Genomic DNA, 18,762 nt, shown 5'->3' with positions numbered 1-18,762 from the left:
GCGAGGTACGAAGCAATCGCGAACTATACAAGTCTGCTGTGCAAAGTTCAACACCTTTCTGTTCGCTCTGTATAGTACGCGGTTGCCGCGCTACGCTCGCAATGACATATTTTAAATAATAAGTTTAAACCCCTTCACTAATCATCACCTCATCCACTTTAACATCAGCAGGTTTATCTTTTATTTTTCTGTTGATCATATTATTTACACGGCTCATCAATAAGATGCTGCATATTGAAATACCAACAATTACATAACCTATGGTATCATAATGCTGCAATGGGCTGCCTTTACTTTGCTGAACCACTATAAGCCCGGCAACCGCAGCGGCTACACCTCCCGCAATTTGCTGCATAGATGCGTTTATACTCATAAAGGCTCCGCGGTCTTCCATATCGGGCACTGCGCTGGTAAGGGCAGAGGAGGGAACCATGCGGCTCATAACGCCCATCATAATCAGGATATTAAATATAATCACCAGCCAGAATGGGGTTACGGATAAGTTGGTGTACAAAACGCACATTACCATCATCCAAACCGTTGCGCCGGCAAATAGCTTAAACTTACTGATCTTATCACTGAGGCGCCCTATCACCGGCATAACAATAAGCGAACTAACACCTGCGATCATAAATAATACCGGCAGTTGCTGATTGGTTACATGCAGGTTATTGATAGCAAAGGCGCTGCCAAAAGGCATCATCATAAAACCACCTATTGATAACAATGCAGTAGCCGCAAAGCCTATCCGGTAATCGCGTTTGGAAACGGTGTGCCATAAGTGAATAAAAGCCGAACGGTCATGCTGGATCAGTAAGTGGGCAGTAACAGGTTTTAAGCGCAGCATAATAGCTACAGCGATGATCCCGGCTAATGCAGCCGTTAAAAAGAAAGGCATTTCCCAGCCAAAATGATTAGCAAGATATAAGCCGATAGGCACACCCAGCACCTGGCTTGCCCCGAACCCCATCTGGATAAATCCCATAACACGGCCGCGTTGCTGCAGTGCAAAAAGATCGGTGATAATTGCCATAGAAATAGAGCCGATAACCCCGCCAAACAAACCAGTAATGATCCGGGCAGCCAACAGCAGGGGATAGGTATGCGCCATTCCGCATAATACGGTGCCGGCAATAAAGCCAATATAAAAAAACAGCAATAGCTTTTTACGGTCGAATTTATCGGCGAAACCTGCGGTAAGCAAGCCCGAGATGCCTGCGCTAAATGCGTAGGCAGATACGGCAATTCCAAATGCGGAAGGTTTAAGGTTCATTGATTTCATCAGCATATCTCCAAGAGGCGACATGATCATAAAATCAAGGATCACCGTAAATTGGGTGAGGGCTAAAATAAATATCACCAGTTTTTGGTACCCGGTAAATGGTATAATGTCTTGTTTTTGTGTCATTGTATTTTATGTTAGTTCACAGCAATGGTAGCCGTGATGGTTAAGTAATTTAATTATGCAATTGTGACTGAGCGTATAAGAGATTATTCTCAGCACATAATCGCAATCTTCCAGGTCAATGTTCCACTCATCAATCCCTTCCTGTTGTTCCAGCAAACATTGCAGCACCAGTTTATCCGCAAAAGTTTTGCAGTTGGTTTTAAACAGCAATATGTGATCAAAATCTTCCATTTATAAATAAATATTCACTTACTTAAGCAGGCAAAAAATGTTAAGCCTGTTTATTTAGTTATCTAATTGATGGCCTTTAATTAAGATATCAAAATAAAATCCACATTCATTCCTAATCTCCAGTCTCTAACCTCTAATCACTAGTTCCGCAACGCTTTAATAACCAGGTCGAACGTAGCCCACAATATTTCATCCGAAATTTGAAAGGGGCTACCGCCAATGCTATGTCCCTCATTATGAAAACGGATCAGGGAGTAAAGTGGTGCATACGCAACTGACCAGTATACTTCAAGCGGCATCTCGTTAACTTCACCTCTTTCCAGTACATTATGCATAAACGTGCCAATGGATGTTTCAAAATTCTTTTTAAATGTCTCCATAAATTGCGCGTGATAGCTTGAGCTTCTTAACTGGTCAAAAAACACGCCTATTAACGGATTATCCATCATGTGTTTATAGCGGTTCCTCCACTGAACCCGCATTCCATCTTCAAATGAAGCATTCACGTCAAAACCCTCAAGCATAGCTTCAGCCATCCGCAGGCCCTCTTCCTGGGCTATTTTTACGATCAGATCATCGCGATCCTTATAATAAATGTACAGCGTAGCTACCGAGATCTGGCAGGCTTTTGCCAGTTTGTTCATGCTAAAGCCTTCCAAGCCATCCTTTACAATACTTTCAATGGCTTTTTGCTTTACCAGCAATTCTTTATCAATATCTCTTGTGCGCATATATCGTTACAAATATAAATGAATATTCATTTAGTTATGAAATTTATTTTAATTTTTTAGTTTGCCACCCCTTACAGGCGAACTATGGTGTGTACATGTCTTTTTGAATTTTTGGTTGGTATTTATATTTTGGATACTAAATTAAGGGTGTTCGAAACCTTATCCATCACGCAGGCCTGCGACCTGCGCTGATGGATGTCGCCCTTTCCTTTGGATCCTGCTATCTTCCTGGCCTTGAAAGGGCCTAATGTCCCAGCGCAGGTCGAAGGCCTGCGCTAAATACGGATGAATCAGGAAAATAATTGATCATTAGTATATGTTTCGAACACTTAAGGTACTAACCTCTAAATATAAAACATACAGAAAATCAAGTATGACCCGATGGGTCATAGCTCAACACACAGATGGGCCCCAATCTATAAAAATATACATTTAGTCGTTACAGGGCAAAGTAACCGCCTTTTTATTACCCGCTAATACTCAATTTTAAAGGTTGCCGACTGTTGTAATGTATTTACTTTTTGGAGCGATGCAGGGATGGATACTATTAATTGTTTACCATCCAGCTTCCATTTAAGGTGTTGCTTACTGCCCAAAAGCGTTACTTTTTTAACACTGCTGATATTATCCAGAGGAATATTAACGGTTGGATTTAAAGTAACGTTATCAGTGGCTGATAATTGGAAAGCATAAATAGTATTGCTGCTTTTGGCTTTGGTATAATAAATATTATCAGATGAATAAGGCGCAATAGAAGTGCTTCCATAAATACCTTCGCCATTAACCTGCATCCATTTGCTTATGCCGGCCAGGCGGTTATAAACAACCGGGTCCCAATCGCCATCTGGGCCGGGGCCAACATTCATCAGCAGATTTCCGCCGCGGGATACTATTTTTACAAGCAGCTGCACTATCTGGTTAACAGATTTATAATGATCATTCGGCACATAGCTCCATGAGTTCCCCATTGTCATACAGGTTTCCCATGGGTGATCAAGCGGTTTATTCGGCACTTCCTGCTCTGGCGTAGTATAGTTTTCATATTCGCCGGTTACGGTGCGGTCAACCACAATTAAGCCTGGCTGTTTGGCGCGGCCCATGGAAGCAATTTTAGCCATATCAATATCCTGGTTATATTTATCGCTTGGCAGCATCTCATCCGGCTTGCTTTCTGATTTTTGAGGGCGTACCCATCCTCCATCCAGCCACAATATATCTACCCGCCCATAATCTGTCATCAGTTCCTGGATCTGGTTATAAGTGTAATCCTTAAATTTTTGCCAGCGTTCAGGGTATTTGGCCGGGTCATAGTTTACATTTCTGTCTTTAGATGGAAAATAAGGCCACCAGTAATTTTCTGAATGCCAGTCGGGCTTGCTGAAATAAGCCCCTATCATAAAATCCTGGCTCCTGAAGGCATTGAAAATTTCTTTGGCAACATTACTGCGTGGATTGGTTGAAAACGGTGTTTTTGTGCTGGTGATTTTATAATCAGTTTGTTTGGTATCAAACATGCAAAAGCCATCATGATGCTTGGTGGTAAACACCACATATTTCATCCCGGCCTGTTTAGCCGCAGTAACCCATTTCTCCGGGTTAAATTTTGTTGGGTTAAAAGTGGTTTGTAAATTTTCGTATGCTTTTACATAGGTATTGTAATTGGCGCTGTAGGGGCCTTTCCGCTGGGTCCACCCCTCATCTTCGGGGCAAATGCTCCAGCTTTCAACAATGCCCCATTGGCTGTAGGTTCCCCAATGCATAAACAAGCCAAACTTCAGGTCCTGCCAGTCTGCCAGTTTTTTTTGCACCTGCGGGTCTGATGGCGCAACATAGGTTTTTGACATAGTGTGAGCTTGCGCTGCTGCTCGTGAAACTTGCACAGAAAACAGGATTAGTATAATAAATAATTTCTTCATAAAATTATATTGATTTAAGAGGCAATAAATTACCATTTACAGTTTGTTGTTGTTTTGCAACACTTCAAATACATAGACATTTCTTTCTGTTGAATTGCCTACATATTATATAAAGAAAGTTTTATGCAATAAAAGCTATACATTATATCAAAACGCTTACATAACTTAGCGTTAACACCTGGTATGAAATGCTATTATTACAAATTAATAAAAAGCAGGATAGCAAATATTCAGCTTTATTAGCAAGTTATTACTCGATTTAATCAGTTTCCTTTATTTAGGTATAGTTAGTAAAACCTATCAACTGTTATGAAGAGCTTTGTTTTTCATAAGCTTAAACAGGTATGAGTTTTTTCAAAGGTTTTATTTCAAACCTAAATAGTATAATATTAAATTTAATATATTATAATTGTTACATTATTATTAAGTTTCGCAGGGCCTCAGTTTTATTTCTTGATATTTTGAAAGATAGAAAAGTTGATATTTTAAATTTGTGGAAACGCATCAGTAATAATGATGACGATAAAGCATTTGAAACGCTTTTTTATTTGCTAAACAAGCCGCTTATTAAATTTTGCATGATGTATGTTCATCGGAATGAAGCGGCTGAAGAAATAGTTTCGGATGTGTTTGTTAAATGCTGGTTAAATCGTAAAAACCTGGCTGATATTCAAAGCCTGGATACCTACTTGTTTGTAGCGGTAAAAAATCAATCGTTAAACTACATTAAAAAATACTCGCACGTCCATCTTGTTCAAATTGAAGATACTAATGAACTAAAGTTTGTTAATACTTTTAACCCGCAGGAAGAGTTTGAAAAAAAGGAGCTGGTATTTAAAATGGAGCAATCTATTGAAGCTTTGCCCCAACAATGCCGGATTATTTTCAGGCTGATAAAAGAAGACGGACTTAAATACAAAGAGGTAGCCGAAATTCTCGACATTTCTCCCCGCACCGTACAAACCCAACTTTTCAGAGCCGTTAAAAAGCTCAGTGTTTCTTTGTCTGATTATCTGATCCCTGCCCGCGCATCAAAAACCAACGAAGCACTTTTAAACATTGTGCTGCTTTTAAGTTTCTTTAAATTATTTTTTCCAGGCCTGTAGGCAATTCGTAAAAAAATATTGTCCTTACCGCAATCAGGGATATTCCGCTTTATGGTAAACGATAGATTTATTAAGCTGCTTACAAAAGAACTAAGCGATGAACTCACTTATGATGAGCAGCTGGAGTTAAAGGTGCTTTTGCAGGATAATAAGGAATGTCGTGATCAGCGGAGGATCTTAAAGGATTACTGGAAACGGAACAACGTTGAATATGCTGCCAATGCTGCCATGTTTAAAAAGGTAATGGATAGGATCAGGGCCGAAGAAAGCCCGGTGGAAACTATTGATGAAATTGAAGAAGAGGCACCACGTAAAAGATTCAGGTTTACAGCATGGTATAGCGCAGCTGCCGTTATCCTGGCCATAATAAGCATTGCTACCTACCATTATGTAATTACCCCAAGGCTTAATAATGATCTGGCAGCAATTAAATGGCTGCAAAAAAACACAAAGCCCACTATAAAATCAATTATAACGCTGGCTGATGGCACTGTTGTTACCTTAAACTCGGCAACAACTTTAAAATATCCGGAGAACTTTAGCGGTAAAACGCGCGAAGTTTACCTGGATGGCGAAGCTTATTTTGATGTGCACAAAGATCATGAGCACCCGTTTATTATCCATACAAATAAAATGAATGTAAGGGTATTGGGCACATCTTTCAATGTCAAATCGTACCAAAACGAACCTTTAAGTGAAACTACCCTGATCAGGGGATCAATAGAAGTTACGTTGAATGACCGCCCTTCAGACAGGATCATTCTTAAACCCAAAGAAAAGCTTATAGTTCAAAATAATGCATTTATAAGAAAAAGAACCAATATAACCGCCGATTCATCCTCCCCGGAAAGCATCGGCAAAGGGACGCGATACTCCCTTACTAATTTAACCTACTTCCCCAATAATGATAAAACAATAATTGAAACCTCATGGGTTCAAAACAAGCTGGTATTCAGCGATAAGGATTTTGGCCACCTGTCTGACCAGTTAGAAAGATGGTATGGGATGAACATAGTATTTGAAAACGAACAGGTAAAACAGTACAAGTTTACCGGGATGTTTGAAAAAGAAACGCTGCCACAGGCGCTTGACGCGTTGAAAATGATTGAGCATTTTAATTACAAAATAGAAAACACAACTGTATTTATATATTAACCAACTAAACAAAGATGATGCGTATGACAAAAGAAAAAATTACTTAAACAAAAGCGGGAACCCTCTTTAATGGTAATCCCCGCTTAAGATGATTCCTAAAGTTAATTATGCCGTGTATCTCTGGTACAGATCACGGCAATTATTCACCTTTAATTCAGTAAACATATGAAATTTTTTAAACACCCCAAAATGGGTGTAATGGAGAAGTATTGGCTGCTTAAGTCTATATTAATCATGAAATTAACAGTAATACTCATATTATTTTTTAGTATAAATGTTGTTGCGGATGGCTATTCGCAAACAAAGGTTACGCTTAACCTTAAATCGGCTAGTTTTAAAACGATAATATCAAGTATTGAGAAGCAAAGCGCCTATCACTTTGTATACAGCGAAAGCAAGATCCCGGGTGATAAAAACATAAATATTAATGTTGAGAATGCAGAAGTAACAGCAGTGCTTGACCAGGTATTGGCAAATTCGGGCTTTAAGTATAACGAATTGCAAAATCACCTTGTTGTAATTTCTCCGTTGGGCGAGCAGGTAACGCCTGTCAATGTAAAAGGAAAGGTTGTTGATGAGAAAGGGCTGCCATTGCCCGATGCATCAGTAAAAGTGAAAGGCAGCCAGGCAGGTACTGTTACCGATGTAAAAGGCGAGTTTAACATTGATATACCCGATGGCGGCGTATTGATTGTGAGCTACATTGGCTATCAAACCAAAGAAGTAACCGTATCTGGTAATGCGCCATTAACTATTTCATTGGTGCCATCCGGTGTTTTGAATGAAGTAGTTGTTACCGCACTTGGTATAAAGCGTGAATCCAGATCATTAGGATATTCGGCCCAAACAATTTCAGGGACGGATATGAATAAGGTAAATCCGCCGAATATTGCCACAGGTTTGATGGGGAAAGTATCAGGTTTAAATATTACAGCTCCAAATGGTGTTGAAGGAGCCTCTACCCGCATCGTGATTAGGGGTAATAATAACCTTTTAGGGAATAACCAGGCTTTAATTGTGGTTGATAACGTTATAGTTGATAATGAGCCGGTACAACCAAAAGGAGGCGTTCAATCTTATACTGATGCATTAAGTAAAGGACAAACTGATGTATCGCAACCGCCAACAGATTATGGGTCTTTTTTAAACAGCATAAACCCTGATGACATAGAAAGCATTGACGTATTAAAAGGCCCGACAGCGGCAGCTTTGTACGGCGCACGCGGGGCAAATGGGGTAATTCTTATTGTTACTAAAAAAGGCGGAAAAAAGAAAGGGTTTGGCATAGATTATAACTATTCGTACCGTGTTAATGATCCATACCGGTTTATGCAAACTCAGCATGAATACGGCAATGGGATGACAGAAGCGCTTTATTCTGCAAACCCACAGTTTTATAAAAACGGTGATGGAAAAGACAGGCAGGAACAAATAGGCGGTGACCCATACGGCTCTTTGGGAAGCATACCGGGAGCTTATTTAGGCCCGGGAGTTACCAGTGCGGCTGGTGGCCCGTTTTATAATTACATTGGTTTTCCCGGAGACGGAGCATCATGGGGGCCAAAAATGTTAGGTCAGCCATTAGTTTGGTGGGACGGCACAACCAGGCCCTACTCACCTAATTCTAATATTTTCAAGAGCTTTTACAAAAACGGCAATACACAAACCCACAACATATCCTTCTCAGGCGGAGGCGATTTGGGTACCCTGCGCATATCATTTACCAGAACAACAAACGACGCTATAACCTACAATAGCAATAACACGACCAACACCTTCAATATCGGTTCTTCTATAAATATTAGCCCGAAAGTAAGAGTTGACGCGACAGCCAGCTATGTTAACCTTAACAAGTTTAACCCGGTAAACTTATATGCTGAAAATGGCGCCGCAGCCGGAGCCAACGGCGGTGTTGGTTATATGACTGTTTATAATATACCAGCCGATTACAAGCCTATTGAAAGGGGCCTTACGACACTACCAGACGGATCGCAAAATCCTTTATTGAAGCAATCGCCTTATGAGTATGGGCAGAGCTTATACTGGTGGGGTGTTTATAATAATATTACCACTTTTACTCAAAATCAATTTGTGGGCTCTATTTCGCTTAATGCTGAGATCTCACCCTGGTTAAGAGCGGTTGGTAATGTGGGAATAGACTATCATACTAACCAGTACATAACCAAAGACTATCCTACAGATTCAGAAGGCCTGCAGGGAAAATATGGATATGATCTGGCAAGGACATCTACCAATAACCTTGACGGTCGTTTAGTTTTTCATAAAGAAAACGTGGTAAAAGATTTTAATGCCAGCCTTTCCCTTGGTGTAAGGCGTTATTATAACAGTATGTATGATATAGCGGCAAATAATCCCGGACCGTTTAATTATCCTTCTGTTTTTAACTTGTCCAATTATAATGGCGCTACTCCAACGGATCTTAATCCTTCAGAGAACAGGTACGAAATGGAAATAAATTCCGCGTATGGTTTGCTCAATTTGTCGTATAAAAATTACCTGTTTTTAGACATATCCGGAACTAATGACTGGTCTTCCACACTGCGACCTTCAAACTGGAGCTATTTTTATCCTTCAGCAAGTTTGAGCTTTGTATTTACAGATGCGTTTGATCTGGGTTCAGTAAAAAATTGGCTGAGCTATGGAAAATTGCGGATCAGCGAAGCGAAAAGCGCAAATGCTTATTTACCTTATCAAAACGGACTTATTTATAACCCTGTAAATAATAGCACACCGGGTTTTTCAACCGGCTTAAACTTACCTGGAACATATCCCACTGATATACAGCCGCAACGTTCAAGATCATTTGAAATTGGGCCGGATCTGGGCTTTTTTAACTCCCGGTTAAATGTGAATTTCACCTACTATAATACCTATTCAGATCATCAAATATTAACAGTTCCTGTTGCCGGTTCGTCAGGGATTAATAGCGTTTTGATCAACTCCGGAGCTTTGCGCAACAGAGGTGTTGAGTTAACAGTGAACGCGAAAGTAATAAAGACAAGTAATTTTTCATGGGATGTAACCCTGAATGCAGCGCATAACCAAAATAAAGTTGTGGCATTGGAGCAGGGCATTAAATCCCTGCAATTAGGTTCGTGGTTTGGGGGCGATGGTGTAATCATGAAGGTTGATGCTGGTGATAATTACGGCAACATTTATGGTTCTGATTACAAATATACCGCTAACGGCCAGAAAATTGTGAACCTGGTTTATGACAATGGCTTAAATACCGGGCACGGCCCTGTGCTTGGTGCGCAATACGCCACTTCAGACAGTATTGTTAAAATAGGTAATGCAACGCCAAAATTAACAGGTGGTATTTCCCAAACTTTCCGTTACAAAAACTTCAGCGTATATATTTTAACTGATTTTAAAATTGGCGGTCAGATTTGGTCTGGTGATTATGCAACCCTTATGGGACAAGGCATGGCCCCTGAAACAGTTTATGAAAGAGACGGTCATGGATTACCATATACCTTCCCTGATGGAACGAAGGCTAATGTTGGCGTAATTTTACCTGGAGTTGTACAGGGCGCCACGCCGGGTACATACACGCCAAACACTAATGTTGTTAACTCATGGTGGAAATATGCCGGTAATTATCAATCATGGGATAACGACCCTATAGTGCGTACTAATTCCATATTTAATGATTCATGGGCTAAATTGCGTGAATTATCTATTACTTACAACCTTCCAAAAGACTTCGTACAGAAAACCAAAGTATTCCAGAGCCTATCGTTCTCATTAATAGGCCGCGACCTGTTTTACCTGTTTACAACATTGCCGGATAAAATTAACCCTGAAAGTATTGTTTCCAGTGGAAATGTTCAGGGTATACAGTTTGGCGGTTTGCCTGGTGTGCGTTCTTATGGTTTTTCCGTAAAGGCGGGATTTTAATATGATTTTTTTAAAAAATTTAAAGATAACGTTATGTTAAAGTATTATAATATAAAACAATGGACGGGGATAATAGCCCTTACGGTGTTTGTTGCTGCAATTCTTGCGTCCTGTACCAAGAATTTTCAAAAAGAGAATGCCGCCTATAATGGCCCGGTGTCAGCTACCCTGCCACAGCTTTATACAGGTATCGGGGCTAATATTGATCGTACCGTCAACATAGGTGAAGACAACGCCGCGGCAAGATGGCTGTACCCAATTACGCAGCAGGGCGCTGTGTATGCAGCATCTGATTTTCCATTTATACAGGGGGTAAACTGGACCAATTTCTATGCAAATTTACCTGCTATGAATCAAATGCTTAATACAATGCAAAAAAGCCCCGATTCTGCAACTTATGTCAATGCGGAGGCTATGGTAAAGGTGCTCAGGGCGTACCAGGCTATTGAGGTATCGAATTTTTATGGTGATATGCCTTATTCTAAAGCAGGGAAGGCATTTTCGGGATCTACAACAGACCTTACCGTACCTTATGATAAACAGCAGGCTATATATATATCCTGCTTAAATGATTTAACCTGGGCTGTTAATCATTTTAATACCAGCGGTAACCAATACTCGTTTGGTTCGGGGGAATTTCTTTTAGCGAATAATATTACTCAATGGATCCAATTCGCCAACTCGCTCCGTTTACGTTACGCGCTTACAATGTATGACAAGGATAATGTGGATGCCACGCCAATTATAGCCGATGCAATGACCAAGCCATTATTAACAGATCCTGTTACTGATGTAGTTGGCCTTAGCCAGGCAAATATTTCCGGTATATCTTTTGACATTGATGCGGCAGGCCGCGATGCTTTTTTTAGCTCGGAAAGCCGTGCCCGAATGGGAACTACCATGTGGAATTTAATGAGCAATAATAATAATACTGATGGTAGTGGGATATTCGATCCGAGATGTAAAATATTTTTTGAGGTAAACGGGAATAATGAGTGGGTGCCTTATCCGCAAAACCCGGTTAGCCCTATATCCGACGGTGGCGATCCGTATAATAAAAACAGAGATGCCAATTGGGCGGACCCTAAATATAGAGCGGGTAACCTATATTCAGATTACAATTACTACTTGGGACGGGACGGGAATATCTCCGGATCAACCGGAGCCATTCCTGAAATTTTTATGACACCTGCAGAAGTACATTTTTTGAAAGCGGAAGTATATGCCAGGGGCATTGCCGGTATTAGTCAAAATACTGCAACTGCTAAAATTGAATATGAGGCGGGAGTAACAGCTTCTATTATTTTTTGGACAACGGCGGCTCACAACTCTTCTGTTTGGCAGGTAAACAAGCCTGATCCGGCTACTGCACAAGATGCAACCGTAAAGGCAGTGTTGACCAATTCAAAGGTGGCCTTTAATGCGGCAAATGCTGTTCAGTTGATATATGCACAGGAATGGATTGATTTGTTCCGTCAGCCATGGGTAGCCTGGACCTTATTGAGAAGAACCGGTGGCGCGACCCCAATGGATGCAAGCAACCCGGCAGGTTATCAGCAGAATTATGGCACTTTACAACGCTACCAATACCCTGCAGACGAAAAGCAGTTTAACAGTGCTAACTGGAAAGCCGCCACAGGTGGAAGCGATCTTACCAGCACCAAAATTTGGATAACGAAATAATCAGGGCTTAATAGAGCAAATAAATTTTTATTTGTTAACGTTTAGTTGAGAATGGCATAGCCGGGGGGAGCCCCGGTTATGTTTTTTTTTGGTGATATGTATTATACACTAAGTTGGATGATATTGAGACAACAACCTAGCACAGATTTAATTTATTCTTAAGCGCCGGCTGCATTATATGGATAAATAACATAAACTTCGCAATCTACAGTCGTTGGTGTTGGGTCAGCAAGACCAGGTAAATAATCAGGCGATCCACAAGTTACTGTAATCTGACAAGGCCACCATACTGAATATCCCCAATGAGAAACATACTGTGCAGCTTGAAAGATCATCTGATAGGTGCCTTTATAAGAATAAATGCCTCCTACTATCTGGGGTGTACTATTATACGTTGAACTAGTTACTGATAAAACTTTCATTGACTGATTACCGAAATTAATAGAAGCAGGCCCCATTTGATAATGATATCTTGCATTCACGCTGAACTGTAGATTATAGAAGGTGGATACGGCATTTATTACCATTGAATTAGAGGGAGTGGCAAGTGAAAAGGTAGTTGTTGAAGGGTAAGATTTCATATAATAATAGGGGAAATTGTTGTTGGGAGATACCTTGTATTTTATTGGGATCATAACATGCATTGGGTTAAGTATCGGATCGTACCAGGTATGCCAAACACTATCAACCCATTTTGTAAAACCGGGGACATTAGCAGGATTTCCACCTGAAGGGATCGCGCTAAACGCTTTAGATACATTTAAATTTGACACAGGGAGGGCAGATACACTTGAAATAGAATGGGAAGGTACAACGTCATTGTTTTTTTGCGTACAGCGATAAAATAACAAGGACAAAACAATTACCGAAAGGAAAATTTTAATTTGTGTTTTCATAAGTAAATAATTTGTGATGATTGAAGAGGTGAATAGGTTATTATTTTACTCCCATAATTAGGATAGGAGTTAGAACAATGTTAATTATTTTTTTTAATAAAATGCAATGGTTTGGTGGGACAGATAAATTTTTATTTGTTGAGTTTAGTTGAGAATGGCATAACCGGGGGGAGCCCCGGTTATGCTTTTTTTATTTAAATGATATTTTGATTGCAGGATGTTTGCGACAACATATATAAACTGCAAAACCAGTATTCGTTGAAAATACTGGTTTTGCAGTTTTAATTAATAACAATTCCTGGTGTTAAGTCAATAGTCTTTAGTCGTAAGTCAAATTCGGTCTTTTTTTGACTTAGAACTCAAGACTTTCGACCCAAGACTAAGCGTCAATTCATGATTGACACGATACTAATTTAATTGATAATTGACGTTTCTTTCTGCAATCTGCATCAGCAAGTCATCAGCTGCCCTGTCTTCGGTTAGTGTCTTCCTCAAAACATCTGCTGCGTTATTATAGCCAATGTTTTTAGCGAGGTTAACCATTGCGCTATAGGTGGCAATTTTATAATGTTCGGCTTTCTGGCCTGCAAATATGAGGCCAGTATCCCTTTGTGCGGTGCCTTTATTTGTTTGGTCAATAATCTCCTCACCCTCATCTACAATATCGGCTATAGCGGAACATTTAGTAGAGTCTATTTTTTCATTAACCATGCCGAATACCTGCTCCAGTCTTTCAACATGAGTTTGTGCCTGATTGCGGTGCCGGCCAAAGGCGTCCTTTAATTCCGGTGTGGTTGCTGCATCCTGCAGTTTAGGGAGTGCTTTAGACAATTTTTTTTCTGCCCAATAAATATCTCTTAACTGGTGAACAAAAAACTCCTTGAGTTTTAAATTTGTTGCTTTCATTGTTTGTGTTTCCATTAATTTGATGATTAAAAGTTTATATTAAAAATTGCTATTAATGCACATTTAGAGCATATAAAAAAAGAAAAGCCTATATGCTTTGAATACAGGTTAACCCTGCTTAAATGAAAAGAAATTCTACGGAATTGGCGGCTGATTTGGCCTTTAGTTATAAAAAGTATTGCATAGCTGTAACTTTAAGTTAAAAACTTTTGATGCTGTCTTTTTACAGATGTTCTGAATAGTTTTAAATTAATCCGAATGCTTTTTATACTTATTAAGACGCTTTAATTTAATAGATATTGCCTTTCACTGACATGAATAATCAAAAAGAGGAGCTGTATTTAAAGTGATGCAAAACCCAACTATACTTAATTGCTTAATTTATAGTTAAGTGTGGGAGTTTAAATTTTATAAAAAAAATAATTTATTTTTTCGTTCCGGTAATGCTTCAGAAAAATCAAAAGGGTTTGTACCCAGGCTGGATTATCACCAGGCCAATTTATCGAAAATTTAAAACCAATTGTGCCTTAGGGAATTAGGGTCTACTCTTTTAATATAAAAATATGGGAGAAGTTCGCTGTATTAGGTTACATTTAGGCAGAACAATTTTTCTATCCTACTGTTACATAATCATGGTAATGCCACATCTTCAAAACAAACCGACTTCGTAAAGACTGCATATGAGTAAAAGAGAGTCGGATGAGTTAATCATTGCAAACAAACAACTTGCTTTTCAAAACGAAGAGAAAGAAAAACGTGCTGCAGAATTAGCTATTGCAAACAAAGAACTTGCTTTTCAAAACGAAGAGAAAAGAAAACGCGCCGCAGAATTAATTATTGCAAACAAAGAACTTGCTTTTCAAAATGAAGAGAAAAAAAGCCGTGCAGCAGAATTAGTTACTGCTAACATGGAGCTTGCTCTTCAAAAAGTGGGGGAAAAAAACCGCGCCGCAGAATTAGTGATTGCTAACAAAGAGCTGGCTTTTCAAAATCTGGAAAAAGAGAACCGTGCGGCAGAATTAGCTATTGCTAATAGAGAACTTGTCTTTCAAAATAATGAGAAAGAAAATCGTGCTGCAGAATTAGTGATTGCAAACAAGGAACTTGTGTTTCAAAACGGGGAGAAAGAAAACCGTGCAGCAGAATTAGCCATTGCAAATAATGAACTTATTTTTCAAAACGAAGAGAAGGAAAACCGTGCCGCAGAATTAGTTGTTGCTAATATTGAACTCGCTTTTCAAAATGGTGAAAAAGAAAATCGTGCCGCTGAGTTAGTGATTGCTAACAAAAAACTTGTTTTTCAAAACAGCGAAAAAGAAAATCGCGCAGCAGAATTAGCTATTGCTAATAAAGAACTCGCCTTTCAAAATGGTGAAAAAGAGAATCGTGCAGCAGAACTACTCATAGCTAACGTGGAACTTGCCTTTCAAAATGGTGAAAAGGAAAATCGCGCAGCAGAGTTATTAATTGCTAACATAGAACTTGCTTTTCAAAACGAAGAGAAAGAAAACCGAGCTGCTGAATTAATAATTGCCAACAAGGAGCTTGTTATTCAAAATGAAGAAAAGGAAAAACGCGCTGCGGATCTGGCTCTTTTAACCATGGAATTACATGCGCAGCAAGAAGAATTGAGGCAGGCAAATGATGAGCTTGTTATTCAAAATGAAGAAAAGGAAAAACGCGCTGCGGATCTGGCCCTCTTAACCCTGGAATTACATGCGCAGCAAGAAGAATTAAGGCAGGCAAATGATGATCTTAATGATAAAACGGAATTGCTTATTAAGCAGGAGGAAAAGGTTAGGGTTATTAATCAGGACCTTTTACTACTAAACCAGGAATTGGAAGAACGGGTAGTAAACCGTACAAAAGCTTTGGCAGAAAGCGAAAACAGGTTTCGTAACATGATGGAAACCATTCCGCAAATAGCCTGGACAAATACATTTGAAGGTGAAATTACTTTTTACAACCAGCGATGGTATGATTATACCGGACTTGATTCAGAACAAACCAGGACGCGGGGATGGCGGAAAGCAATTCACCCGGACGACCTTCAATTTACATTAGAACAATTTAGAACAATTCGTAAAAGCCATGATGGTGGTGAGTTTCAAGTCCGCATTAAGAGCACAGAAGGTACTTACCTTTGGCATTTAAGCCGTTTAATGCCGATCAATAATGAAGAAGGTGAGGTACAACTATGGGTTGGTACAGCAACAGATATTCATGAACTTAGGTTACTGCAACAACAGAAAGATGATTTTATCAGTATTGCCAGCCATGAATTGAAGACGCCAATTACCACGCTGAAAGCTTCTTTACAGCTTTTGAACCAAATGAAGGATAACCCTTCTCATAAAATGTTACCTACGCTGATTGGACAGGCTAATAAAAGTTTAAATAAAGTTACTGTACTGGTTGAAGATCTGCTAAATGCAACTAAGGTAAATGAAGGGCAGCTTCATTTAAACAAAAAACCAATTGTAATAGCTGAACTGATTGACGAGTGCTGCAATTACATTCATATGGAAGGCATATACACCATAGTTACTGAAGGTGATCTGCGGCTCCAGGTTTATGCAGATGCTGAAAGAATGAACCAGGTAATAATAAACTTTATCAATAATGCCATTAAATATGCCCCTGAATCAAAAATTATTAAGGTGTGTATTGAAAAAATAAATGATATGGCTAAAGTATCAGTAACTGACAAAGGCCCTGGCATTACAGCCGATAAGCTAACGCATTTATTTGATCGGTATTACCGGGTAGAAACCCAGGGGATCCAGGGTTCGGGTTTAGGACTTGGACTTTACATTTGCGCCGAAATTATTAAAAAGCACAACGGCCAGATAGGCATTAATAGCGAATTAGGTAAAGGCAGTACCTTTTGGTTCACATTGCCTGTTTAAATGTTCTATTAACCGGAGAAAGTTAAATTAAACCAAGCCTTGTTTTCAATTCATCCCGGTAGGTACTTCCAATAGGTATTTTATCACCATTAATTATCAACTGGTGATTTTCGACCATAGCAATGTGCCTTATGGCCACTACAAATGATTTATGAACCCTAACAAAATTCTGCGCGGGGATCACTTCAAAAATATCAGCCATGTTTTGGCGGATCAGGATCTTTTTGTCCTTTAATACAATAGAAATATAATTACCATCTTTTTCTAAATACAGGATCTCGCTGATCTTTACCTGGTAGGTTTGCGCCCCGCTTTTAACAAATGCATAATCTCCAAAATCATCTTTGCGCTGAACATTGTTTTTCATCAAATGTAAATTCAGCGCTTTGTTGGTGGCAGTTAAAAAACGTTCAAATGTTATCGGCTTTAGCAAATAATCTATCGCATTAAGCTGATAACTTTCTACGGCATAATCGCTATAGGCAGTAGTGAAGATAACCATTGGCTTAATGGCAAGTGTTGAAAGCAGCTCGATGCCGTTGATCCCCGGCATATTAATATCTAAAAAAACAAGTTCAATATTTTCGCGGTTCAAAAATTCAATGGCCTTAAGCGGCTCGCGGAATGATGCCTGCAAGTTCAAGACCCCGCTTTTGGTGCAGTACCTTTCTATTACCTCAAGTGCCCGGGGCTCATCATCAATTGCAATGCAGTTCATCAGCTTAAATTTATTTTGAGATCCACACGGAACAGGTTTTCATCGCTTTTAATCAGCAGCTCATGTTTGCCGGGATATACCAGCTCCAGCCTTCTTTTTACATTTTCTAAACCGATGCCGCTTTTATCATTTTCCATCTTTTTAACGAAACTATAATTTTTGTTTTCGCAGGTAAACAATAGCTCTTTATCATTCACAGCTATAGAAATATCAATCGGCGATGTATTATTAATAAGCACCCCATGCTTAAATGCATTTTCAATAAAGGGAATAAATAGCATTGGGGCGATAAATGCATCGGGCACTTGTTCGCCATAGCGAAAATTAACAAGTGCTTCGTCATCGGCATACCTCAGCTTGTTTAAGGCTATGCAGCTTTTAATATATTCTATCTCATTTTTCAGTGGAACTGTTTCGGCATTGCTTTCATAGATCATATAACGCATCATGCCCGAAAGCCTGGAAATGCCATCAGCCAACTCATCATTTCCTTTTTCCTGGGCCATTGAAAAAAGGTTATTCAGCGTATTAAAAAGAAAGTGCGGGTTGATCTGCGATTTGAGGAACTTTATTTCGGTAGTAAGCTGGTAGGATTCCAGCTGCTTACGAAGCAACTCATTCTTTATCCATTCCTTCGAAAAAAAGTAAGCTGTTGAAAGTCCAAGTACGAAAAGAAAGACCAGCGAAATGTTAAACTGAAAGCGCTGCCACTCGCGCACGTTGATGCTGGCAAAGCGAATAAAAAGAAGACCTAAAAAGTAATTAGTTAAAATGAGGAAAACCGTCCACCCAATAACAATGGCAATCCGGCCGGTTTTGTTTTTATATCCAACTATCGTTTTTAATAACCAAAAAGCATTGGTGTAAAAAAGCATCATTAACAAACCTAATGTTATTATGGAAATGGGGTAGGCAGATTTTAATATGATATGTTGTTCAAACCGCCCGTTAACATCCTTCCGCAGAAATTGATAAATACTGGTGAAATTTTGCTCCACATAAAAAATACCCACCCAAAACAATAGGTGAAGCAAAATTTCCAGAAGGTATTTTTTCCTGATTCCCGGCATATACAATCTAAGGTAATTTTAATTACAGCAGCTTTAAAATTTATGTTACCAATTACAGAAATAGTTAGCTGAATGCCTCTTTTTTGAAATGCCGGATAACAAATAACCAGCA

The 18,762-nt window shown here is 39.4% G+C and carries 13 protein-coding genes; 5 read left to right on the top strand and 8 right to left on the bottom strand.

From position 1 onward, the window contains the following. Positions 1-124: 124 nt before the first annotated feature. From BUE31_RS10345 to BUE31_RS10330, 4 genes are all read right to left on the bottom strand, one after another. A complete protein-coding gene (locus BUE31_RS10345) occupies positions 125-1,408 on the bottom strand; it encodes an MFS transporter (RefSeq protein WP_073403018.1) in 1,284 nt (427 codons plus the stop codon). 6 nt (positions 1,409-1,414) lie between these two features. Continuing rightward, complete coding sequence (locus tag BUE31_RS10340; protein WP_073403016.1) at positions 1,415-1,639, bottom strand: hypothetical protein; 225 nt, start codon at positions 1,637-1,639, stop codon at positions 1,415-1,417. A gap of 140 nt (positions 1,640-1,779) precedes the next feature. Further along, entirely contained in the window at positions 1,780-2,370 is a 591-nt protein-coding gene (locus tag BUE31_RS10335) for a TetR/AcrR family transcriptional regulator (RefSeq protein WP_073403014.1), read from the bottom strand. Positions 2,371-2,843: 473 nt separating this feature from the next. Continuing rightward, positions 2,844-4,286 carry an alpha-L-fucosidase gene (locus tag BUE31_RS10330; RefSeq protein ID WP_073403012.1) on the bottom strand — a complete coding sequence of 481 codons (1,443 nt, stop codon included), beginning with the start codon at positions 4,284-4,286 and terminating at the stop codon, positions 2,844-2,846. A 461-nt stretch (positions 4,287-4,747) separates the two neighbouring features. Here BUE31_RS10330 and BUE31_RS10325 point away from each other — a divergent pair, with 461 nt between their 5' ends. From BUE31_RS10325 to BUE31_RS10310, 4 genes are all read left to right on the top strand, one after another. Continuing rightward, positions 4,748-5,392 carry an RNA polymerase sigma-70 factor gene (locus tag BUE31_RS10325; RefSeq protein ID WP_159440657.1) on the top strand — a complete coding sequence of 215 codons (645 nt, stop codon included), beginning with the start codon at positions 4,748-4,750 and terminating at the stop codon, positions 5,390-5,392. A gap of 51 nt (positions 5,393-5,443) precedes the next feature. Continuing rightward, entirely contained in the window at positions 5,444-6,547 is a 1,104-nt protein-coding gene (locus BUE31_RS10320) for a FecR family protein (RefSeq protein ID WP_073403010.1), read from the top strand. 165 nt (positions 6,548-6,712) lie between these two features. Further along, positions 6,713-10,468, top strand: coding sequence for a SusC/RagA family TonB-linked outer membrane protein (locus BUE31_RS10315; protein WP_083619628.1), 3,756 nt, complete (start codon positions 6,713-6,715; stop codon positions 10,466-10,468). A gap of 33 nt (positions 10,469-10,501) precedes the next feature. Beyond that, positions 10,502-12,151, top strand: a complete 1,650-nt coding sequence (locus BUE31_RS10310) for a SusD/RagB family nutrient-binding outer membrane lipoprotein (RefSeq protein WP_073403007.1) — start codon at positions 10,502-10,504, stop codon at positions 12,149-12,151. Positions 12,152-12,309: 158 nt separating this feature from the next. Here the strand turns inward: BUE31_RS10310 and BUE31_RS10305 are convergent, their stop codons facing one another. Further along, positions 12,310-13,047, bottom strand: coding sequence for a hypothetical protein (locus BUE31_RS10305; RefSeq protein ID WP_073403005.1), 738 nt, complete (start codon positions 13,045-13,047; stop codon positions 12,310-12,312). Between the two features lie 408 nt (positions 13,048-13,455). Then, complete coding sequence (locus tag BUE31_RS10300) at positions 13,456-13,968, bottom strand: ferritin-like domain-containing protein (RefSeq protein ID WP_073403003.1); 513 nt, start codon at positions 13,966-13,968, stop codon at positions 13,456-13,458. A gap of 665 nt (positions 13,969-14,633) precedes the next feature. Here BUE31_RS10300 and BUE31_RS30535 point away from each other — a divergent pair. Continuing rightward, the gene (locus BUE31_RS30535) at positions 14,634-16,862 is read left to right on the top strand and encodes a sensor histidine kinase (protein WP_083619626.1); all 2,229 of its coding nucleotides are present in this window, start codon (positions 14,634-14,636) and stop codon (positions 16,860-16,862) included. Between the two features lie 22 nt (positions 16,863-16,884). Here BUE31_RS30535 and BUE31_RS10270 read toward each other — a convergent pair whose 3' ends face one another. Beyond that, entirely contained in the window at positions 16,885-17,580 is a 696-nt protein-coding gene (locus BUE31_RS10270) for a LytR/AlgR family response regulator transcription factor (protein WP_073403002.1), read from the bottom strand. Further along, complete coding sequence (locus tag BUE31_RS10265) at positions 17,580-18,650, bottom strand: sensor histidine kinase (RefSeq protein ID WP_073403000.1); 1,071 nt, start codon at positions 18,648-18,650, stop codon at positions 17,580-17,582. Before BUE31_RS10265 ends, BUE31_RS10270 begins: the two co-directional genes overlap by 1 nt. Positions 18,651-18,762: the final 112 nt, after the last annotated feature.

Origin of the sequence: Mucilaginibacter sp. OK098 (genome assembly GCF_900142915.1) — a bacterium.
Classification (GTDB): Bacteria; Bacteroidota; Bacteroidia; order Sphingobacteriales; family Sphingobacteriaceae; genus Mucilaginibacter.
The sequence above is the reverse complement of the archived record's forward strand: the minus strand, read 5'-3'. Positions and strand labels throughout refer to the sequence as shown.